This is a genomic window from Aeromonas sp. JL9 (assembly GCF_024436075.1).
In the GTDB taxonomy this organism is placed as follows: Bacteria; Pseudomonadota; Gammaproteobacteria; order Enterobacterales; family Aeromonadaceae; genus Aeromonas; species Aeromonas veronii.
The window spans coordinates 39,978-60,387 of record NZ_JANFNV010000007.1 but is presented as its reverse complement, the minus strand read 5'-3'; the positions used below and the strand labels follow the sequence as shown (position 1 = coordinate 60,387).

At 57.8% G+C, this 20,410-nt stretch carries 18 protein-coding genes and 1 pseudogene; 11 read left to right on the top strand and 8 right to left on the bottom strand.

What is annotated here, in order from left to right:
• The first annotated feature begins 45 nt into the window (after nt 1-45).
• The 3 genes and pseudogenes from dbpA to NOM06_RS07565 all read left to right on the top strand — a co-directional run.
• Nucleotides 46-1,425: an ATP-dependent RNA helicase DbpA gene (gene dbpA / locus NOM06_RS07575; RefSeq protein WP_005335919.1), complete on the top strand. Its 1,380-nt coding sequence runs from the start codon at nt 46-48 to the stop codon at nt 1,423-1,425.
• A gap of 88 nt (nt 1,426-1,513) precedes the next feature.
• Complete coding sequence (locus NOM06_RS07570) at nt 1,514-1,804, top strand: YkgJ family cysteine cluster protein (protein ID WP_005363120.1); 291 nt, start codon at nt 1,514-1,516, stop codon at nt 1,802-1,804.
• A 46-nt stretch (nt 1,805-1,850) separates the two neighbouring features.
• A pseudogene (locus tag NOM06_RS07565) lies at nt 1,851-1,943 on the top strand (YkgJ family cysteine cluster protein); the annotation flags it as partial.
• Between the two features lie 27 nt (nt 1,944-1,970).
• On the opposite strand, the gene NOM06_RS07560 reads toward NOM06_RS07565, so the two are convergent.
• The gene (locus NOM06_RS07560) at nt 1,971-2,378 is read right to left on the bottom strand and encodes a hypothetical protein (RefSeq protein WP_005354927.1); all 408 of its coding nucleotides are present in this window, start codon (nt 2,376-2,378) and stop codon (nt 1,971-1,973) included.
• Between the two features lie 265 nt (nt 2,379-2,643).
• Between NOM06_RS07560 and NOM06_RS07555 the strand changes: the two genes are divergently transcribed.
• Complete coding sequence (locus NOM06_RS07555) at nt 2,644-4,038, top strand: PepSY domain-containing protein (protein ID WP_255910890.1); 1,395 nt, start codon at nt 2,644-2,646, stop codon at nt 4,036-4,038.
• Nucleotides 4,039-4,113: 75 nt separating this feature from the next.
• Here NOM06_RS07555 and NOM06_RS07550 read toward each other — a convergent pair whose 3' ends face one another.
• Nucleotides 4,114-5,019 (bottom strand): 1,4-dihydroxy-2-naphthoate polyprenyltransferase, encoded by a 906-nt coding sequence (locus tag NOM06_RS07550; protein ID WP_255910887.1) that lies wholly within the window; start codon nt 5,017-5,019, stop codon nt 4,114-4,116.
• A gap of 208 nt (nt 5,020-5,227) precedes the next feature.
• Here NOM06_RS07550 and NOM06_RS07545 point away from each other — a divergent pair, with 208 nt between their 5' ends.
• The 7 genes from NOM06_RS07545 (at nt 5,228) to NOM06_RS07515 (ending at nt 13,799) form a co-directional block, all read left to right on the top strand.
• Complete coding sequence (locus NOM06_RS07545) at nt 5,228-6,550, top strand: isochorismate synthase MenF (protein ID WP_255910884.1); 1,323 nt, start codon at nt 5,228-5,230, stop codon at nt 6,548-6,550.
• Nucleotides 6,551-6,582: 32 nt separating this feature from the next.
• On the top strand, nt 6,583-8,328 hold the full coding sequence (gene menD, locus NOM06_RS07540) for a 2-succinyl-5-enolpyruvyl-6-hydroxy-3-cyclohexene-1-carboxylic-acid synthase (protein WP_255910881.1): 1,746 nt from the start codon (nt 6,583-6,585) through the stop codon (nt 8,326-8,328).
• On the top strand, nt 8,288-9,085 hold the full coding sequence (gene menH, locus NOM06_RS07535; RefSeq protein WP_255910878.1) for a 2-succinyl-6-hydroxy-2,4-cyclohexadiene-1-carboxylate synthase: 798 nt from the start codon (nt 8,288-8,290) through the stop codon (nt 9,083-9,085). Before menD ends, menH begins: the two co-directional genes overlap by 41 nt.
• Complete coding sequence (gene menB / locus NOM06_RS07530; protein WP_042081860.1) at nt 9,078-9,938, top strand: 1,4-dihydroxy-2-naphthoyl-CoA synthase; 861 nt, start codon at nt 9,078-9,080, stop codon at nt 9,936-9,938. The genes menH and menB overlap by 8 nt, the downstream gene beginning before the upstream one ends.
• A complete protein-coding gene (gene menC / locus NOM06_RS07525; protein WP_255910875.1) occupies nt 9,938-10,867 on the top strand; it encodes an o-succinylbenzoate synthase in 930 nt (309 codons plus the stop codon). The genes menB and menC overlap by 1 nt, the downstream gene beginning before the upstream one ends.
• Nucleotides 10,860-12,263, top strand: coding sequence for an o-succinylbenzoate--CoA ligase (gene menE, locus NOM06_RS07520; RefSeq protein WP_255910872.1), 1,404 nt, complete (start codon nt 10,860-10,862; stop codon nt 12,261-12,263). Before menC ends, menE begins: the two co-directional genes overlap by 8 nt.
• A gap of 300 nt (nt 12,264-12,563) precedes the next feature.
• Nucleotides 12,564-13,799 (top strand): winged helix-turn-helix domain-containing protein, encoded by a 1,236-nt coding sequence (locus tag NOM06_RS07515; RefSeq protein ID WP_005354938.1) that lies wholly within the window; start codon nt 12,564-12,566, stop codon nt 13,797-13,799.
• A 2-nt stretch (nt 13,800-13,801) separates the two neighbouring features.
• Here NOM06_RS07515 and NOM06_RS07510 read toward each other — a convergent pair whose 3' ends face one another.
• From NOM06_RS07510 to NOM06_RS07485, 6 genes are all read right to left on the bottom strand, one after another.
• Nucleotides 13,802-14,353, bottom strand: a complete 552-nt coding sequence (locus NOM06_RS07510; protein WP_255910869.1) for a fimbrial protein — start codon at nt 14,351-14,353, stop codon at nt 13,802-13,804.
• Between the two features lie 11 nt (nt 14,354-14,364).
• Nucleotides 14,365-15,393, bottom strand: coding sequence for a fimbrial protein (locus tag NOM06_RS07505; RefSeq protein ID WP_108541502.1), 1,029 nt, complete (start codon nt 15,391-15,393; stop codon nt 14,365-14,367).
• A gap of 5 nt (nt 15,394-15,398) precedes the next feature.
• On the bottom strand, nt 15,399-16,130 hold the full coding sequence (locus NOM06_RS07500; protein ID WP_159144406.1) for a molecular chaperone: 732 nt from the start codon (nt 16,128-16,130) through the stop codon (nt 15,399-15,401).
• Nucleotides 16,131-16,140: 10 nt separating this feature from the next.
• On the bottom strand, nt 16,141-18,675 hold the full coding sequence (locus NOM06_RS07495) for a fimbria/pilus outer membrane usher protein (RefSeq protein ID WP_370688911.1): 2,535 nt from the start codon (nt 18,673-18,675) through the stop codon (nt 16,141-16,143).
• A 67-nt stretch (nt 18,676-18,742) separates the two neighbouring features.
• Entirely contained in the window at nt 18,743-19,132 is a 390-nt protein-coding gene (locus NOM06_RS07490) for a hypothetical protein (protein WP_335865372.1), read from the bottom strand.
• A 99-nt stretch (nt 19,133-19,231) separates the two neighbouring features.
• Nucleotides 19,232-19,774 carry a fimbrial protein gene (locus tag NOM06_RS07485; protein WP_026034942.1) on the bottom strand — a complete coding sequence of 181 codons (543 nt, stop codon included), beginning with the start codon at nt 19,772-19,774 and terminating at the stop codon, nt 19,232-19,234.
• Between the last annotated feature and the right edge of the window lie 636 nt (nt 19,775-20,410).

The following is a 20,410-nucleotide window of genomic DNA, read 5'->3' as shown; positions in this document are numbered from 1 at the left end:
CTTAGCGCTCGCGCATCCCCGTTTTCTCCGAAATAGAGTCCTTTTGTGAATAACAGCGAATTTAGCAGCCTCAATCTCTCCCCCGCCCTGCAAGAGAACCTCACCAGCCTGGGTTACCTGCAAATGACCCCGATCCAGGCCCAGAGCCTGCCCCTGGTACTCGATGGCAAAGACCTGATCGCCAAGGCAAAAACCGGCAGCGGCAAGACCGCCGCCTTCGGTCTCGGCCTGCTGGCCAAGCTCAACGTCAACCGCCTCGAAGTGCAGGCGCTGGTGCTCTGCCCGACCCGAGAACTGGCGGATCAAGTGGCTCAGGAGATCCGTCGTCTGGCGCGCGCCCTGCCCAACGTCAAGCTGGTTACCCTGTGCGGCGGCACCCCGACCGCACCGCAGTCCGCCACCCTGAGCTTTGGTGCCCACATTGCCGTCGGCACCCCGGGTCGTATTCTCAAGCATCTGGAGCAAGGCACGCTGGAGCTATCCGGCCTCAAGACGCTGGTGCTGGATGAAGCGGATCGCATGCTGGACATGGGCTTTGGCGAAGATATCAACCGGGTCATCAGCTATGCCCCCCAGCAGCGTCAGACCCTGCTCTTCTCCGCGACCTATCCGGAAGGGATCGCCCAGATGAGCCGCGGCGTGCAGCGCAATCCGGTCGAGGTGAGCGTGGAGTCCCTGCACGAGGGGAGCGCCATCGAACAGAAGCTCTACGAAGTGCCCGCCGGCCAGCGCCTCGACGCCCTCACCTGGCTGCTGAGCCACTACCAGCCCAGCTCCTGCGTGGTGTTCTGCAACACCAAGCGCGCCTGTAACGACGTGGCCGACCATCTGGCCGCCAAGGGCTTCTCGGCGCTGGCGCTGAACGGCGACCTGGAGCAGCGCGAGCGGGATCAGGTGCTGGTGCGCTTTGCCAACGGCAGCGCCACCATTTTGGTGGCCACCGATGTGGCGGCCCGCGGCCTCGACATCAAGGAGCTGGGCGCCGTCATCAACTACGAGCTGACCTATGATCCGGAAGTGCACGTGCACCGCATCGGTCGTACCGGTCGTGCCGGCCAGCAGGGGCTGGCCCTGAGCCTCTATCAGCCGAACGAGGCCCAGCGCGTCAACTTTATCGAAGAGTACCAGCAGGCTCCGATGCCGCTGGGTGATCTCGACAGCATAGGCCGCGACATCAAGCCGATCGCCCCGCAGATGGTGACCCTCTCCATCGATGCAGGCCGCAAGACCAAGGTGCGGGCCGGTGACATTCTGGGTGCCCTGACCGGTGAAGGCGGCATTGCCGGCGCCGACGTGGGCAAGATCCAGATCTCCGAGCAGTACTCCTACGTCGCGGTGAAGCGCAGCGTGGCGAGCGCCGCCCTCAAGCGGTTGCAGGAAGGCAAGATCAAGGGTCGCAGCTACCGCGCCCGCAAACTGGGCTAAGGTTTTTGCAAGCCATTAGCCAGACCACAGGCGCCTGACAGGCGCCTGTTTCATATCTCCGATGCCGCCATGCGGCAAGACAGGCACCATGACCCAAGCAATCCAAACCGATGTGAGCTGCCAGAACTGCGAAGCCTGCTGCTGCCGCCTCGAAGTGATGCTCTTTACCGATACCGGCGTGCCGGACCGTTATGTACTGGAACGGGAAGGCGAGATACCGGTCATGCGCCGGCTGGACGATGGCTGGTGCGCCGCCCTCGACCGCAACACCATGATGTGCCGTATCTACGAGGTGCGACCGCTGATCTGCCGCGAATTCGAAATGGGTGAACCCGACTGCGTTGACGAGCGGGACAAGTGGTTTATCAAGCTGGATTAACCAGGCTCCTCGAATGCACTCACCACGATGATGTGCCCCATCCATGTACGAGGTACGGCCGCTGATCTGCCGCAAATTCGAAATGGGTGAACCCGACTGCATTGACGAGCGGGACAAGTGGTTTATCAAGCTGGATTGAAGCCCGCCCAAGCGGTGGGCGGGGTCGTCAAGCGCTCGCAGGTTCACAGGGAGCGGTGTTGAGCTGCTCCCCCAGCCACTGGATGGCCGCTGCCTCCTGCTCGAAATAACGTACCGCCCGAAAGGGCAATCCCGTGAAGATATTATCCGCCAGATAGCGCTTGAAGCCCCCCACGAAGACCACCGCCAGAAACTGACAGCCACTCTCGGCACACCAGCCAAACTGGCGACGAAAACGGGCCAGCACCTCGGGCCCGGCCGCTTCAAACTCGGTCGCGACCTCGACAATCCCCCAGGGGCCATCCATCAATCCGGCCAGTTCGTGACGAAATCGCGCCTCATAGGCCATGGCACCTGCCAGATTGAAAGGGCCACTCGGGCGGCAGATCAGCATCTGGCCCCTGCGCTCCATGTCGAATTGCCCATGTGGCTGCATGACTGCTCCCATTCCGTTACCACAATCGTCTGCAAATTGTTACCACAAGGTAATAATTTATAAGGAAAAGTCCAGCAGCAAACAGGCTTTCCCCAAAGCGTGGTCATCCTATCCAGCAAACCGTCGGCACCTCATGTTACCGACATCCCGCACTGAACCGATCTCAAGATGTGTGATTGCAGTTAACGAAACGTTACTGCTATTATCCGCGCCGCCACAAACATTCCACCAACCGAAAGGTTTGGCACCTCAACAAGGATGTGCAATGAAAAACAGGGACTCGAGTCATTACCAACGGATCTGGCGCTGGCACTTCTACGCCGGTCTCTTTGTCGCCCCTTTCCTGATCCTGCTGTCACTGACCGGGATCGTCTATCTGTTCAAACCCCAGCTCGACAACCTGATGTCCCCAGAGCTGATGAAGGCCACCCCCGCCAGCCAAACACTGAGTGCCGACCAGTTGCTGGCCAAGGCGATGATGACCATGCCCGATGCCAGCCTGCGTAAATACCTGCCGCCTGTCGCACCCGATCAGAGCGCTCAGTTCATCGTCAATCGGGGTGAACAGGAGCTGACCCTGTTTATGGATCCCGCCAGCGGTGCCCTGCTCGGCACCATGGATAACAAGTGGAATCTGCAAGCGGTGGCTCGCTCCCTGCACGCCGACCTGCTGCTCGGCACCACGGGGGATCGGCTGATCGAACTGGCTGCAGGCTGGGGGCTGGTCCTGCTGCTAAGCGGTCTCTACCTCTGGTGGCCACGCAAGGGGCCCGGGGTGGGCGGTATTCTCTGGCCCAGAGTCAGCCAGCGCGGACGCCTCTGGTGGCGGGATCTGCACGCCGTGGTCGGCTTCTGGGGCGCCGGTTTCCTGCTGCTGTTGCTGTTGAGCGGCATGACCTGGACCGGCTTCTGGGGCGATCAGTTTGCCGCGGTCTGGAACCGCTTCCCCGCCGCTATGTGGAACGAGGTACCCAAATCGGCACCGCTGGCTCGCAGCCTGAATCAGGCCCATGAGCAGACGGTTCCCTGGGCGGTGGAGAACACCCCCATGCCCAGCTCGCAGCCAGTTGATGAGGGGCACGATCACGGTGCCATGAACCACGGCGAGCACGAGGGAGTGGTGATGGCAAGCCAGCGCATTGCGCTGCAACGGGTGGTCGAGATCGCCCATGAGCGGGGAGTCCAACCGGGTTACAGCATCACCCCGCCGGTCGGCGACACCGGCGTCTACACCATCGCCCTGTTTGCCGACGATCCACGCAACGACGCCACCCTGCATATCGATCAATACAGCGGCAAGGTGCTGGCCGATGTGCGCTGGCAGGATTACGGCACGGTCGCCAAGACGGTGGAGAGCGGCGTCATGCTGCACATGGGCAAGCTCTACGGCTGGCCCCATCAGCTCGCCATGCTGCTTATCTGCCTGATGGTGCTGGCCAGCGCCGTGAGTGGTCTGTGGATCTGGTGGTGCCGTCGTCCGCAGGGCCGTCTCGCCGCGCCGCCACTGCCCGCCAAACTCCCGCCGATGCGCGGTGCCATCGCCCTGCTGATCCTGCTGGGGATCGCCTTCCCGCTGGTGGGCGCCTCCATGGTCGCCATCTGGCTGCTGGATACTCTGCTATTCTCCCGCCGCACGCTCAAAGTGGCTCGAGCCAGCTAAACCCGCCAGAAACCAAAAGGGCTCCCATCTCAGGAGCCCTTTTCATTATTCGCCTTGGCGAGTTGCGACCAGCGGTCAGGAGAGCGCCAACCCGATGGAGAGCAGCAGGCTGAACAGAAAGGCGCTGATGGCGGTCTTCTTGAGAGAACCGGTCAGTACCTCGCCATCGTAGCTTTCGCGCAAGGTGCGGGCCGCATCGCTGAGAGGCTTCATGGCGGGCAAGAAGATCCACGGCCAGAAACTGGCGGGCTGGATCAGGATAAAGGCGATGGTTGCCAGCAGCGCCGCCCCCAACAGTACCCAGTGATAGGCGATGGCGCGGTTGCGGCCAAGGCGCACCGCCAGAGTGATCTTGCCGCTGGCGGCGTCGGTCTCGATGTCGCGCACATTGTTGATGTTGAGCACGGCGGTGGCCAGCAGGCCACAGGCGGTGGCAGGCAGCAGCAGATCCCACTCCAGACTCTTGGTGAAGAGGTAGTAGGAGCCGAGCACCCCCAGCAGACCGAAGAAGAGGAACACCGAGATGTCGCCAAACCCGCGATAGCCGTAAGGGGTCTTGCCGACGGTGTAGGTCACCGCCGCGACGATGGCCGCGCCACCCAGCACTACAAACGCCAAAATCTGCAGCCACTGGCCACCGAAGGCGCAACCGAGCAACAGCAGGCCACTGGCCACCGCCGCCAGCGCAGTCAGCACCATCGCCACGCACATCTGCTTTTTGGTGATAAGACCGGAGACCACCGCGCGCTGCGGGCCGATCCGCTCACCGTTGTCGGCGCCGGAGACCGCATCGCCGTAATCGTTGGCCAGATTGGAGAGGATCTGCAGCAAGATGGCGGTCAGCAGGGAGAGCGCCATGATGGTGCCATCGAAGGCGCCACGACTGGCAGCCAGCCCCGAGCCCAGCAGGATGGAAGAGCAGGCGAGCGGCAATGTTCGCAAACGCGCCGCCAGCAACCAAACAGAGAAGGTATTTGTCATTTTGTGATGGCCAAACAATCGGATATTGATCGTGTTAAGGGTTATCGAACCGGATTTGGGTATACTTGGCCCCGGAGAGTGAAGCTCCCGCGGGCGATTTACATGGACGAATGGGCAGATAATATATAGGAAATCATCGCCCTTTGGCATAAACCTACGGCATCCAGCTACCGGATCGCTCGTTACTACCCGGCTCAGAAAAGAATCCATGTTGGCTCAGACCCATATCAAGCAACAACTGGACGCCCTGCGTCACAGCAACGTCAGCGGCTTCGTACGGTTGCGAGTGGCGATCGAAATCCGCTCCTTTCTGGGCTGGCTCGCGGCGCAAACCCTCTATCCCCGCATCTACTGGCAGGCCCGTGGAGAGGCTCGTCCCGAGTATGTCGCGCTGGGCGCCATCCATGAACTGACCGAACCGCACGCCATCAAGAAGGTGTGCACTAACACAGCCAACCAGCATCATGACGACAGCCCTCGCTACTATGGCGGGCTGGCGTTCGATCCGGCCCAGTCCGGCTGGCAAGGGTTTGGCCCCTGCCGTTTCGTGCTGCCCCGCATCGAGCTGGTGCGCCGTGGCGAATGCGTCAGCCTCTGCCTCAACCTCTGGCTGGATGAAAACAATCTCGAGGCCGAACTGCAGGCGGCCGAAGCCGCCCTCGATGCCCTGCGCCCGGAAGCCCCGCTACCCGCCCTGCAAAAGCAGCCCTGGCAGCGGCAGGATTGCCCCGGTCCCGCCCAGTGGCAGACGCTGGTAGAGCGCGTCACCGCCTCTGATTTTCAGGCCCACACTCCCAAGGTGGTGCTGTCGCGGGAGAGCCTGCTGACCAGTCCGAACCATGATGCGGATATCAATCCCTGGGCCATGCTCGACCAGTGGGCCCGCCACGCCCAGGACTGCTTCCACTTCGGTTTTCAATTCTCCCCCGAGCAGGCCTTTATCGCCTGTTCTCCCGAGCGGCTCTACCGCCGGGAAGATCGCCACCTCTTTACCGAGGCACTGGCGGGCACCATTCGCCGCTCCGGCGATGAAGAGGTGGATGCCCAACTGGCCGCCGAGCTGCTGGCCGACAGCAAGAACCGGCTGGAGAACCGGCTGGTACATGCCGACATCCTCAGCCGTCTGGCGCCACTAACCCACGATGCCACCCTGACCGAGCCGCGCATTCTCAAACTGCGGCTGCTGCAACACCTCAAGTGCGATATCGAAGCCGAGCTCAAGCCCGGCGTCTGCGACTGGCAGCTGCTCGACGCCCTCCACCCGACGCCGGCGGTGGGCGGCGCTCCGCGCGAGGCAGCGCTCGCCTTTATCCGCGAGTTCGAACCCTACGATCGGGGCTGGTACGCCGGAGCCTGCGGCATGCTGAGTAGGGAGACCTCCGAGTTCTCGGTCGCCATTCGCAGCGCCCGCATTCAGCCGGGCAGCGTCACCCTGTTTGCCGGTGCCGGCATTGTCGCCGGTTCCGAGCCTGTCGCCGAGTGGGCCGAGCTCGACAACAAGATCGCCAATGTGCTCTCCCTGCTGGGATAGTCATTCACCCTTTTCACGCTACGAGAGCCCCTATGCCCACCCGTAAAGAGCCTGCCAGCGAAGAGTTTGCCTGCACACCGTTTTCGAGCCAGCACGCCACCTTCAACCACGTCTGGTCCTCCCTCTTGCTGGAGGAGCTCTTTCGCCTCGGGGTGCGCGACATCGCGCTGGCCCCCGGCTCCCGCTCTGCGCCGCTGACCATGGCCGCCGCCGCCCATCAGGGCTTTCGTCGTCACCTGCACTTTGACGAGCGCGGTCTCGGCTTTCTGGCACTCGGGCTGGCCAAGGGGAGCAACCGGCCGGTGGCGGTGATCATGACGTCGGGCACCGCGGTGGCCAACCTCTGGCCCGCAGTGGCAGAGGCCCAGCTCACCGGCGTGCCGCTGATTATTCTCTCCGCCGATCGCCCTCACGAGCTTATCGACAACGGCGCCAATCAGGCGATCGACCAGCAGGGGATCTTCGGCCGCTACCCCGTCTATCAGCAGAACCTGCCGAGCCCCACCCCGACCATTCCGGCGGCGTTTGTGCTGAGTTCGGTGGATCAGGCGCTGGCCAAACAGGCACTCACTCCCGGGGTGGTGCACTTCAACTGCATGTACCCCGAGCCCCTCTATCCGGGCGAGCACTATCAGGATTTCTCCGACTATCTGGCCCCCCTCGGTGACTGGCTCGGCTCGCACAAGCCCTGGAGCCCGTGGCAGCAAAGTGAGCCGACCTGCCCACCTCAGGCGGAGTGGGAAACCTTTCGCCAACAGCGCGGCATTATTGTCGCCGGCAGGATCACTGACCCCGAACAGGCACAGGTGGTCGCCGAACTGGCAGAGCAACTTGGCTGGCCGTTGCTGGCAGATCTGCAGAGCCAGATCCGCTTCGACAGCCGCAACCTCATCCATATGGATATGGCGCTCAACGACCCTGAATTCGTCGCCGAGCTGGGCCGCGCCGAGGTGCTGCTGCAATTTGGCGCGCGGCTTGTTTCCAAGCGGCTCGGCCAGTTCATCAAGCACCATTCATGGCAGGATTACTGGCTGGTGGATCCGCAACCGGCGCGGCTGGATCCCGACTACCGGCTGCGCAACCGGCTGCTCTGCAGTGCCAGCGCCTTTGCCACGGCCCATCCGGTCACCACACAAGCCCCCTGGCACACATTGGCCGAGCGGCAGCACAACGCCAGCCAGCAGATCGCCGCTGCCTGCGAGCACTTCTCGGAACTCGGGGTCTGCCATTGCCTCAACAGCCTGATCGAAGGACAACTGTTTGTCGGCAACAGCATGCCTGCCCGACTGATGGATATGCTCGGCGAAACGGGCAAGGGGCCGAGCCGGGTGATGACCAACCGTGGCGCCTCCGGCATCGATGGCCTGATCGCCACCGCCTACGGGTTTGCCCAGTCGAACGACCAACCAACGACCCTGTTGCTTGGCGATCTCAGCGCCCTGCACGATCTCAATAGCCTGGCCCTGCTCAGCAAGGCGAGCCGACCGCTGGTGGTGATCCTGCTTAACAACGATGGCGGCAGCATCTTTCGTATGTTGCCGGTGCCCACCGAAGGGGAGCTGCTGGAGAGCTACTACCGGCTGCCCCACGGTCTCAGCTTTGAACATGCCGCCGCCATGTTTGGCCTCGCCTATCGGGCGCCGACTACCCTGCTCGAGTTCGAACAGGATTACTGCGCCGCCCTCCAACATAGCGTTACCTTGATCGAGATCCGGGTACCGAGCGAGCAGGTGGCCGATGATCTCAAGGCGCTGGGGGCCGCCATCCGTGGTAAATAAAGATGCCAATGTGCCGCTGGTGCTGCTGCACGGTCTGCTGGGGGATAGCGGCGACTGGCAACCGGTGATTGACCGGCTGCCCGCCATCCACTGCATCGCCCTCGATCTGCCGGGTCATGGTCAGCATAGCGCTCTCAACGTCAGCGACTTTGAGCAGAGCCACCAGTGGTTGATAGCCGAGCTGGCCAGCCGCAACATTGAACGCTATCTGCTGGCGGGTTATTCGCTGGGCGGGCGACTGGCCCTCTATCACGCCAGCCGCGAGCCCGCCGGACTGCGGGGGCTGCTGCTGGAGAACTGCAACCCGGGGTTACCGGCCTGTGAACGGGCCGCCCGCATCCAGCACGATGAACAGTGGGCGCGGCGCTTCGAGCGGGAGCCCTTGGCTGACGTGCTGGCTGACTGGTACCTGCAAGGGGTGTTTGCCGATCTTGACGATGCGGCCCGGGCCCGCCAGATCGCCCGCCGCCTTGGCAACGACGGTCAGGGCATCGCCACCATGCTGCGTGCCACTTCGCTAGGCAAGCAGCCGGATCTCGCCCCCTGGCTCATGGCGAGCCAACTGCCGGTTACTTATGTGAGTGGCAAGCGGGATCACAAATTCCATCAGCTGGCTTGCCAGCTGGCGAACCAGGATCGCAGAATCAACCACTTGGTGCTTGATGGCGGCCATAATCTGCACGCCCATCAGCCTGATAACTTTGCCCGACTCCTCGCGGAGTGGGTCAACCAACAAGAAGAGACGAGTCATGATTGAAGCAATGACGGAAGCTGAACTGTATGCACCTGTTGAATGGCAGGATTGCTCCGCCGGTTACGAGGACATCCTCTATCACAAGTCCAACGATGGCATTGCCAAGATCACCATCAACCGTCCCCAGGTACGCAACGCCTTCCGCCCCCGCACCGTCAAAGAGATGCTGCAGGCGCTGGCCGATGCCCGTTATGACGATCAGATCGGCACCATCATCCTGACCGGTTTTGGCGAGAAAGCCTTCTGCGCCGGCGGCGACCAGAAGATCCGTGGCGACTACGGTGGATACCGGGATGACGAGGGGACTCACCACCTCAACGTGCTCGACTTCCAGCGCGACATCCGCACCTGCCCGAAACCTGTGGTTGCCATGGTAGCGGGCTACGCGGTCGGTGGCGGCCACGTGCTGCATATGATGTGTGACCTGACCATCGCCGCCGACAACGCCCAGTTTGGCCAGACCGGCCCGAAAGTGGGCTCCTTCGACGGCGGTTGGGGTGCTTCCTACATGGCTCGTATCGTCGGCCAGAAGAAGGCCCGCGAAATCTGGTTCCTCTGCCGCATGTACGATGCCCAGCAAGCCCTCGACATGGGTCTGGTCAACACCGTCGTGCCACTGGCGGATCTGGAGCGCGAAACCGTGCGCTGGTGCCGCGAGATGCTGCAAAACAGCCCGATGGCACTGCGCTGCCTGAAAGCCGCCCTCAACGCTGACTGTGATGGTCAGGCGGGCTTGCAGGAGCTGGCGGGCAATGCCACCATGCTGTTCTACATGACCGAAGAGGGTCAGGAAGGCCGCAACGCCTTCAACGAAAAGCGTCGCCCCGACTTCTCCAAATACAAGCGGAACCCCTGATGACACTAGCCCTGTATCGCTATCAACTGCCTTTTACCCAGCCACTGACCTTTCACGGCAAGGTGGAGGTGGCGCGAGAGGGGCTGTTGGTGCGCATCAACGACGGCTGGGGGGAAATTGCCCCCCTGCCCGGCTTCTCGAAAGAGAGCCTGCAACAAGCAGAGGCAGAAGCCCTTGCCACGCTGGCGGCCCTAGCCGCTGGCGACACCCCGAACCCCGTGCTGCCGTCGGTGCAATTTGGCCTCGACTGCGCGCGCCGGACATGGCCGGAGCAGCGCAACCCGCTGCCGGAGCCCTATCCCCTCATTCAAGGCTCCCCCCAGGAGCTGCTGCGCAACTGGAAAGAGTGGCTGCACCGCACGCCCGGCAAGGCCAAGCTGAAGGTGGCACGCTACCCGATGCGTGACGAGCTGGCGCTGATCCGCCTGCTGTGCGACCGCCTTCCCTCCCTCAAGCTGGTGCTGGATGCCAACCAGGGCTGGACCCGCGAGGAGGCGTGGACCTTCTGCGGCCACCTCGACCCGAATCGCATCGAGTATCTGGAAGACCCCTGCGCCGACTTTGCCGACATCGCCTTTGTCGCCAACCGCACCGGCATGCCGGTGGCGCTGGACGAACTGCTGGCACAAGGCAAGCCGTGGGAGCCGATCCCGCAACTGCGCGCGCTGGTGCTCAAGCCTACCCTGCTCGGTTCACTCGCCAACTGCGAAGCGCTGATCGCCCGCGCCCGCGAACTGCGGCTCAAGGTGATCCTCTCCTCCTGCTTCGAATCGGATCTGGGCCTGAACCAGCTCTTTCATCTGGCGGGCGAATGGGCGCCGGAACAGGCGCCGGGTCTGGATACCCGCCGCTGGATGGCAGGCAACTTGCTGGGGGAAAATGGCAAGCCGGAACTGAGCCGACTGGAGCAACTGTATTACCGTGATTGACCCCTCCCGTTCACCCGAACAGACACCTTGCCCGGTACGCCACCGGGCAATCACAGCCCCGAACCGCATTGCCATCCACGCAGTCTCCCCCCTCAGTTACCGCCAACTCGATGCCCGCCTCAACAGCCTGTGCCAACAGCTGGAACAAGCCGGAGTGCGTCGTGGCGATCATCTGGCAGCGGTGGTGCGCGGTGCGCTGGAAGATGTGCTGCTGGCGTGGGCCTGCGTGCGCAGCGGTGTGGTGTTCTGCCCGCTCAACCCCGCCTTTCCTCTCGAAAAGCAGCGCGAACTGGCGGTACAACTCGATGCCGATGCCTTCTGGTCGGCAGGGGAGATCCCGGCAGGCAACTGGCAGCCCTTGCAGCTCGACTTCACGCACGAACTGCCGGCAAGCGAGGAAACATGGCCGCTGGAATCGACCCAGCTCAACAACATGATCCTCACCTCGGGCTCCAGCGGTACGCCGAAAGCGGTGGTGCACCGGCTCTGCAACCACCTTGCCTCGGCGCGCGGCTCTGCCACCCTCATTCCCCTCGATGAGAAGTCCGGCTGGCTGCTCTCCCTGCCACTGTTCCATGTGGGCGGCTACGCCATCCTGTTTCGGGTCTTTCTGGCGGGTGCAACTCTGGTGCTGGATCAACGTGAACGCTCCCTCAAGGAGCGGCTGGAGTGCCAGCCCATCACTCACCTCTCGTTGGTGCCAACCCAGCTCTGGCGCCTGCTGGCAGAGGGTTTTGATCCCGCCCGTACCCGCCTGCGCGAGCTGCTGCTCGGTGGCGCCGCCATCCCGCAACCGCTGGTGAGCCGCCTCTGCTCCATGGGGCTCGAACCCAAGGTGAGTTATGGTCTCTCCGAGATGGGGAGCCAGGTCTGCACCGCTATCCCCGGCGATGCAGGCATAGTTGGCAAACCGCTACCAGGACGGGAAGTGTGCATCAGGGAGCAGGAGATCTGCGTGCGCGGCGCCACCCTGTTTGCCGGTTACTACCGAGATGGCGAGCTGGAACTGCCCCTCGATGACGAAGGCTGGTTTCATACCCGCGACAAGGGGAGGTTCACTGCGGCAGGGGAACTGCTGGTAGAGGGACGTCTCGATAACCTCTTTATCTCGGGTGGCGAAAACATCCAGCCCGAAACCATAGAGCAGCGACTGGTAGATCATCCCGCCATCGCCCAGGCGCTGGTGGTGCCGGTACCGAGCGACGAGTGGGGGCAACGCCCCGCCGCCTTTATCGACTGGCACGGCGAGCCGGTTCCCGACTCCGAACTGGCTGCCTGGATCCGCAGCACCCTGCCCGGCTTTATGGTGCCCGACCACTGGCTCCCCTGGCCCGATCTTGGCGGTAATCTCAAGCCACAGCGGAAACAATTTCAGAATATCATTAGGTCGCAATAATTATTCATGCGACAAAAAGTGACGCCACGGGGCCATCCAAATACACATATGGCTCAAAATAAAATGCTGGTGGTATCAAAATCCTCCTCCTCAGTCTGAATAAGTGAGAACGATTACATAAACGGCCTTTTTTTGCACATTTTTTGAACCAAATTAATTGGCTGTAGTACCATACCCTCCACCATGCATTTAGTAGGAAAGCTAACTATATGATAATAAACGAAATTGACGATTTATCATTATTTGAACAAAGACTGCGTGGTGGTAAAATGCTCTCCTTGGCAGTAAGACGAGTCACACATGAGTAACAGAATTTATAAAATTGCAGAGGATATCTTTTTCTCCGCTGCAATATTCCGAATCTCGAAAGGGGACAAGGACATCAAGCTCAGCAACAAGGAAGCCGAGCTACTCGAAATGCTGTGTGATGAGGCAGGCACTGTCATTCCAAGAAGCAAACTGCAGGATGCCTTGTGGCCAAATCAGGACAATACCGATACCAATTTGAACCGGCAGATACTCTCGTTGAGAAGAAAGCTGGAATCCTTCGGCTTAATGGATGCGATCGATACCATTCCACGGGTTGGCTATATGTTTTGTGCTCCGATTGAGCTCGCAGGGGAAAGTGAAGAGCCAGCACCAGCGGAAGAAATTCATGCGCCGACGCCTTCCCCTGCACCTCAAGCTAGGCGGCAATATACTCGCCGCAAATATGACCGATATTTCAGCCCAAAGCGTATTTTGCTGTTTGCATTGCTGCTGGTCTCGCTGACTTCACTAGCCCTCGTCATTTATAACTATGCGACAGCAAATACACTACGCACTATCAATTTAGGTCAGATTTCTCTCTATATGACCAGCGAGACGGAAAAAGCACTGAATGTGAAAATAGATTCACTGACGCCCTTGATAAAACCAGTTTCACGTAAAGCTGATGAGCAGATTTCAATTCTGGTTGGAAAAGAAGCCATCAGCTATTTTTCCATCAACAATAGCAGCAGGAAATTATCCGAAAATATCTTCCTGTTGCGTAGCGGTCACCCTGTGGCCGAAGAAGTTCAATGCGTTATCACAACCATGAACCAGCAGGGAAATAATGTTTCCAACAACTATTACAATAATCAAGAAACCACAGTCAGATATCACAGAGATTGTCAGGCACCAGACAACTGGGTAGAAATGACCAGAAAGAGTAAATATATTGTGACCATGAACAGAGAAATAGTAGTGGCCACCGTGATAGCCACTGACAATCAGGGAAAGACGCTGTTCAATCTGGATTCTGTTGGGGATCTGGAGCGGGATAATGGCGATATTTCGGTTGAGATAAAAAATACCATTGTCAATTTCATTGACCAGCAGGCGCTGACCAATAACGCTCTGGTCGCCACTCTGGTCGCGGCGCTAACGCCCCCCAAACAAAAAGCCAAGTTCATTCAATTGCCCGGAGGTATTTACCTTTCCAGTTATCTAGGTGGCGTCATCACCTGGCCCAGCCATGGCAATACAAAAGTCATCCAGCGCAATGACTTCTGAGTTTATTCATAAGCAACGATGAAATTGGCGACGGCAGAATAGTCGCCAGGCTGGATGTTCTTGGCGGTCAATGCCGCTGGATGTCCTTCGACCCTGGCAAAAAATTGCAGCTCATTATCTGCCGCACCACCCAGCAGATAGCCGCGGGAGGCACTACCCAAATTCAGAGGTGATTGAGCCACGTCATACAGGCGGATGCCTGCCCCCTTGGCAATCCCAGCCGTGAATGCCAATCCGCCGCTTAGTTCGGTATCCTGCGAGCCAGTAAAGGTCACCTTGGCCATGCGGAAAATACCCGGCTTGCAATTGGTCAGACGAATGGAGAACGGCACTAGCTCCGCGACTCCGTTGGCATAGAGTTCCTTCACATCAACTACCCCCATCTCGACCTCCTGATCAAGGGATTCAGGAGAAACCACACAGGGCTGATCGATGATCCTGCCATGGAGATGGACCGTATTGCCAAGCAATTCCAGATCATTGCTGGCACGGGGGGCTGCCGTTACCCCCCACAACGGGTACAGCGCCAAGCCTATCCACAATGTCCGTAGCATAAAACATCTCCTCATTGGAACTCGGCAACGATGGTGGCTGTCGCATAGAAATCGCCCGCCGGAATATCTGCACCTGTCGGGGTTACCGGTGCAGCGATAAAGCCCCAATCACCGATATTTCCCTGCATGGAAACCGGATAGAAGGTATTCAATTTCAGCTGAGAACCATCCAGCTGTTTGAATTTTATCCCTAAATCGGAAATAACATTTCCACCTTGATAGCCATCCCGAGTTGTCCGCAGATAGTCTTGACTGAAAGAGGTTGGTTTTCCAGAAATACCAAGATTGATCTTCAAAGCATCCCCTTCGAAAACACCACCACGGCATTGAAATGTCAGAGGAACCGTCTTTTCAAAGTTATTTCCATCCAATCCTGATCCCGGCAAATCACCAAACTCTACTTCAATAGTCTGCCCACCATTAATCACACACTCTTCAGGAACATATAATATTGCAGATGTAATCGTAATTCGAGACATTGGCAAATTATTAAAATCTGTAGTGGTAGACCCCAAACGGCCATACATTTCTACCACTTGACGATCTGAAATTTGCACACCATTAATTATTTGTTTTCTCACGCGAAAAGTTACCTTTCCACGGCTACCGCTTTCGAAATTATTTATTCTTGTCTCTTTCCCTTTAGTACAAGAGTAATTTGGGTAATCGTTACTTTCATTCGGAAATGGGGCTGTAACAAATTTTTTCTTCCAACCGGCTATCCAAATTTCGACTTTCATATCCAAAAAGTCATTTAATTTTACAAAACCATCACCAGCTTGAGGCAAGCCATCCGTCATTGTTGCTTTATAGTACACTGGAGATTGCGGAATGCTTCTATCTGGGCAGGTAACGATACCTGAGTATTGCCCTCCCAAATTCCACTCAAATGCCTTGGTAGTAAAACCAGGTCTGTTTTGAATGTCAGCCTTGTCCAACGATATATAGTAATCATGGGTTGGATTAGGCGTCACATAGCCATTTGCCAATGCCGTTCCTGCAAACAGCATAAGACTTGAACAGAAGATGGAACGTAGCATAGGCCTTACTCGCTCTTCACGGCTTTACAGGCATTGCCTGCACACTGGTATTTGATGTCCATATATCCGCCGTAGTCATTGACGTAGCTGATCACAAATTCATTTCCCAGTGTTTCCGGAATGGTGACCGTCTGCTCTGACTTGGGGGCAACCATAAAGGCAGAGAAACCCTTGATGGTGGTCCGCTCCTTGCCCTGTGGATGACCTAGGCCCACGTAGGTGATGTAGTAAGGGGTCGGATTGTTGACCTTGAGGGCCTTGCCCTGCTTGCTGATCAGCACCTGATCCTGCCAGATGGCACCGCGCTCGGGCAGGATCGCCTCGGGGCGGTAGAACAGCTTGATCTTGGACTGCACGGCAATCTGCATCACGTTGCTCTTCTCGCTCTTGGGCGGGATCTCGCGCAGGTTGAAGTAGTAGATGGACTCACGATCCTTGGGCAAGCTGTCGATGGCCGGCACACTGGCGATGCGCACGATGGACTTCTGGTTGGCATCCACCCGCTGTACCGGCGGCAGCACCACGAAGGGAGAAGAGATCTTCTGGCCTTGGGCATCTTCAATCCAGGCCTGCGCCAAGTAGGGCAGCTTCTGGTTCTCGTTCTTGATGTTGAGGCTGATGGACTTTGCGCCGCCCGGATAAACGGCACGAGTACGATCCAGCACAATGGCGGCACTGACGTTGAGTGAGGTCATGCCAAGCGCAGCCAAACAGATATAAGAGAGCAGCTTTTTCATCGGTATCCCATTACTTGCAAGTGAGAGTCTTCATCGACAGATCGGTTACTTGTTGCGGCGCCACTATCTTGCACTGGCGGGCCCCGCCCCAGGAGAGTTCAAACGCTTCATTCGGTTTCACCCCGGTCAGATAGACCAGGCCATCTTCATCCACCACCGAGAGCACACGGCCGGAATCCTTGACGACGGTGGCACCAAACGGCGGCACTGAGCCATCGGGTAGTCTGACATTGGCCAGCAGCTTGAACCCTTCCGCAATTTCGAAAGCATTATACCCAATTGCGCCCTCGGTCAGGGTCCCCTGCTTGATGGCATTCATCGCATCGATGTCGTCGCTCAGCTGATCCACATCGACCCGGGTGTCACTCTTGCGATAGTCGGTCATGTCGCTGATCACCGCGACGCCAAAGCGGTTGGTCACGGCGCGGCCATTGTTGAAAGAGATGCCGGAGGTATTATCGGTATCCACCATCATACGGGTACCGCCACGACGAGTCGCCTGGTGCAGGGCTGCACCGTGCTGGGTCGCCGTCAGACCGCCACGCAGGCTGGCACCAACCGAGGTGTATTCGCTCTGCACGCTGTAGGCATTGAGACTGACAGCTCCGATGTCGCTGTTGTGGTTGTAGTAACCCCGCGCCACGGCGTGGCCATTGCTCTGCACGCCCGCCCCCAACTGATAGGTATCATCCGGTCGACTGTAGTCCTGATAGGTGGCTAGGTGAGTCACCTTGCCGTTGGAGGACTGTACGCTGTATCCCGCGCTCTTTCTGTCCCCTATTGGCACGCTGAGGGTCAACATGACGCTCTTGTCATCCTCGTAGTTCTCGGTCTTGGTCTTGTAGGCCGACACATAGACGGAAACATCCTTGAAGCTGCCGATGTTCACGTTCTTGTTGATAGTGAGGCCGTAGCGATCCTCTGCCTCGTGATCCCAGTAGGTTCGGTGGGTGTAGTCCAGATAAACAGTCAGCGCCTTGGCTGCATCCTCCGCCCAGAAGGTCTTGTTGGCGGTGATGGTGTAGAGCTCCTTGTCACCCCAGGTGTTGTAGTCATCATTCGAGGTCGTAGTGTTGTTCTCCAACCGATCCTTGTTATTGAGGAACTGCGACATGGTCATGAAGTCATGTTGGGAGAAGCGATAACCCGCGAAGGTGATCGAGCTGTTGTATTCATCAAACTGCTTGGCGTAGTTCACCCGTACCGACTGGCCAATCTTGGTCGACAGGCCCGGCAACTTGGCGATGGACTGGGTCAGGTCGGCGGAAATAGCGCCGAAGGCATAGAGGTCACGACCGATACCCAATCCCATGGAGTTGTATTCACCCGCAATCAGGCTGCCGCCGTACAGCGACCAGGAGTTCGCCACCCCCCAGGAGAAATCACCGGTCACAAAGGCAGGGCCGTGCACATCGTGCACCGAATCCGTCTGTTCGGAAGGTGCACCAACCGCCAGGTTGTATCGGACATAGCCAGGGCGAGTCAGGTAGGGAACGGTTGCCGTGTCTACCTGGAACGAATTGACACTGCCATCTTGCTCCTCTACCCGCACATCAAGGCGGCCGCGCACCGAGCTGTCCAGCCCCTGGATGCGAAACGGGCCCGCCGGCACGTTGGTTTCATAGATGATCCGGCCGGACTGGGAGATAGTGACCTTGGCGTTGGTCTTGGCAATACCGCTCACTTCCGGCGCATAACCCTGCAGACTAGGCGGCAGCATGCGCTCGTCATTGGCCAGGTTGACGCCGGTATAGCGGAAACCATCGATTAACTGGGAGTTGAGCTGCTGCTCACCCACTGTCAGCTTGGCGGCCATGTTCGGCAGCGGACGATAGGCATAGATACGGTTCAGCTCGGTCGACGTCCGCTCATTATCACCCCAGTAAGAGCTGGCCTGATAGTCACCCCGCAGACGCCAGGCGCCGTAGTTGAACCCCAGCGTACCATAGCTGCTGATGTTGTGATTGGAGTAACCATCGCCTTCGTTGACCTGGGCATTGATGTTGTAATCCAGCATCATCCCCGGGATCCCTTCATCCCATTGCTCGGGCGGAATCCAGTTGGGATCGCTGTACTTCATCCACGCCTGAGGGATGGCAATGCGCAGCAAGCCGTTACCGATATCGTTCGAGATCACTACGCCGTCCAGCGCCAACAGGTTGGCACACTGACCATCGTGCCAGGTATCGATCTTGGCGATGGCCTCGTCGGTCAGCGCCAGCTTGGGAATCACCTCTTGCGGCAGGCAGGCTACCCCACCCTTTCCCTTGCCAGTATCGCTCTCGTAGAAAGGGATTTTCTGCAGGGGCAGCTTGTTCTTGTTGACCTCGATCTCGAGGTAGTAGTCGCCGGGCAGGATGTAGCCTTCGTCGGCAAACTGGGAGAGGTCAATCTTGGTCCGATCATCCAGATCGAGCGCATCAATATTAAACTCCGTTTCTGCCCATGCGTGATTTGCCACCGCCATCAGGCCGGACACGCATAGCATAAAAGCCATTTTTGAATAATGTTTTTTTCTCACAGAGTCTGATGTTGAAACGCTCATATTTTCACTCTAGGAATTGCATAAAGGTCTCACGTAATGAGGTATCTACACTAAGCAATTGGTTTGCTTACATATAATTGAGTTCTAACAGCGTCGTACTGTCCGGAAGAAACAGCTGACTGCTGATGAGCCCCAAATTGAATTCCAGATCACTGTTGACGATATCCGAGACAATAAAGCGCTCACCGGATACCTTGTGATATTGGCCGTTATTGAGAATGCCCAGCTCATCGCTCATGGCACCACGCACGGACATGGAAATAAAAGGCAGTGATGCCACCGTCGCCCCATCAACCTGACAACCGCTGATTTTCAACGTACCCGGTTGCTGAGCCTGCAGCGGAATGCTGCGCAGCACCTTCAGCGTACAGCCCGATTCGGCTAGTCCATCCGTGAGTTCGTTGGCGTGGACTGATCCCGCCATCATCACCAGCTGCAGCACCATGGCCGCCATCATTGAAGTTTTCATGATTAGGGTTCGATGTGAGGAAACAGAATGTGTGAAGTTGTGGTGGCTCGCACCACCACAACCCTTGTCACACGTTAAGGCACTCTATTACTCGTAGGAGAGAGTAAAGTTGGTCACTGCAGTGAAAGCACCGGCTTTCAGCGGGTTGGTGTCTTGTTTTGCATAGCCTTTCAGCACGGCGCTGAACGGCAGTTCGTTATCACCATTAACCAGGGTAAAGGCTGAAGTCGGAGTACCCAGCACGATCGGAGCACCACCCGGAGCGGTCATCTTGATACCGGCACCAGCGGCGTCACCACCACCGATCACCAGCAGGCTGGAATCTACCGGGTCTTTGGCACCGCTGAAAGTCACCTTGACAGCATCTTCGGCGTCGGAGATTTCACAGTTCAGCAGCTTGATGCTGAACGGCTTGGAGTTGGACTCACCACCGTTGGCCAGCTCTTTGGTGCTGATCTGGCCCATTTCAACTACCTGGTCAACAGACTCAGGGGCTACAGAGCAAGGAGCGTTGATGATTTCACCGTTAAAAGTGACTTTACCGGAACCGGCACCACCAGCAGCAAAAGCGGAGCCGCACAGCAGCATGGAACCAACACCCATAGCAACCAGAATCTTATTAGCTTTCATTCGTTTATACCTACATTAACGTGTGTTGTACTGCATCACTCCAATCATGCTGGAGTCACGATATTAAGTGATGCCGCGATATACTGCACAGCAACTGCTGGCGCTCGTCTCTCATTAAGCCGATGAGAAGTCATGCCAATAATAAACTGTGCCTCTTCAGGTTTATTTAAATAAGCAAAAGCAGCACACCGCATCAGGGGTAGTTCCCGCTACACCTCAACTGCACAACTACATACGTCCTTGTCGTCTGTGCAGAAAGCCGCATTCCGCTTTTGCTTGACGAACAAATTAACGACTCGTTTGATGCACATCAAATACATTTTGATTTGTATAAATTTTTTTATAAACACATAGAAAACAATAACTTAAGCAAACAATGAAACATAAAGCGAGATCATGAAATAAATAAAGTTCATATAAAGGACATCTATTGTAATATTGTCAGACTATGAATTTAAAGCCGCACACAAAACTCCAACAAAAACACAACAAAGATAACCTATCTATTTTTGACAATAGTTATCAACCACTTCATGAATCGCCCCCTAAAGAGGTAATCAGGTAATCAGGTAATCAGGTAATCAGGTAATCAGGTAATCAGGTAATCAGGTAATCAGGTAATCAGGTAATCAGGTA

What these genes read in the sequence shown, in the direction of transcription:
- NOM06_RS07555 (WP_255910890.1), top strand. Translation starts at nt 2,644, where the DNA reads ATGAAAAACAGGGACTCGAGTCATTACCAACGGATCTGGCGCTGGCAC.
- NOM06_RS07505 (WP_108541502.1), bottom strand. Translation starts at nt 15,393, where the DNA reads ATGCTACGTTCCATCTTCTGTTCAAGTCTTATGCTGTTTGCAGGAACG.
- menC (WP_255910875.1), top strand. Translation starts at nt 9,938, where the DNA reads ATGACACTAGCCCTGTATCGCTATCAACTGCCTTTTACCCAGCCACTG.
- NOM06_RS07560 (WP_005354927.1), bottom strand. Translation starts at nt 2,378, where the DNA reads ATGCAGCCACATGGGCAATTCGACATGGAGCGCAGGGGCCAGATGCTG.
- NOM06_RS07485 (WP_026034942.1), bottom strand. Translation starts at nt 19,774, where the DNA reads ATGAAAGCTAATAAGATTCTGGTTGCTATGGGTGTTGGTTCCATGCTG.
- menB (WP_042081860.1), top strand. Translation starts at nt 9,078, where the DNA reads ATGATTGAAGCAATGACGGAAGCTGAACTGTATGCACCTGTTGAATGG.
- NOM06_RS07550 (WP_255910887.1), bottom strand. Translation starts at nt 5,019, where the DNA reads ATGACAAATACCTTCTCTGTTTGGTTGCTGGCGGCGCGTTTGCGAACA.
- NOM06_RS07510 (WP_255910869.1), bottom strand. Translation starts at nt 14,353, where the DNA reads ATGCTACGGACATTGTGGATAGGCTTGGCGCTGTACCCGTTGTGGGGG.
- NOM06_RS07490 (WP_335865372.1), bottom strand. Translation starts at nt 19,132, where the DNA reads ATGATGGCGGCCATGGTGCTGCAGCTGGTGATGATGGCGGGATCAGTC.
- NOM06_RS07545 (WP_255910884.1), top strand. Translation starts at nt 5,228, where the DNA reads ATGTTGGCTCAGACCCATATCAAGCAACAACTGGACGCCCTGCGTCAC.
- menH (WP_255910878.1), top strand. Translation starts at nt 8,288, where the DNA reads ATGATCTCAAGGCGCTGGGGGCCGCCATCCGTGGTAAATAAAGATGCC.
- menD (WP_255910881.1), top strand. Translation starts at nt 6,583, where the DNA reads ATGCCCACCCGTAAAGAGCCTGCCAGCGAAGAGTTTGCCTGCACACCG.
- NOM06_RS07495 (WP_370688911.1), bottom strand. Translation starts at nt 18,675, where the DNA reads ATGAGCGTTTCAACATCAGACTCTGTGAGAAAAAAACATTATTCAAAA.
- NOM06_RS07515 (WP_005354938.1), top strand. Translation starts at nt 12,564, where the DNA reads ATGAGTAACAGAATTTATAAAATTGCAGAGGATATCTTTTTCTCCGCT.
- NOM06_RS07570 (WP_005363120.1), top strand. Translation starts at nt 1,514, where the DNA reads ATGACCCAAGCAATCCAAACCGATGTGAGCTGCCAGAACTGCGAAGCC.
- NOM06_RS07500 (WP_159144406.1), bottom strand. Translation starts at nt 16,130, where the DNA reads ATGAAAAAGCTGCTCTCTTATATCTGTTTGGCTGCGCTTGGCATGACC.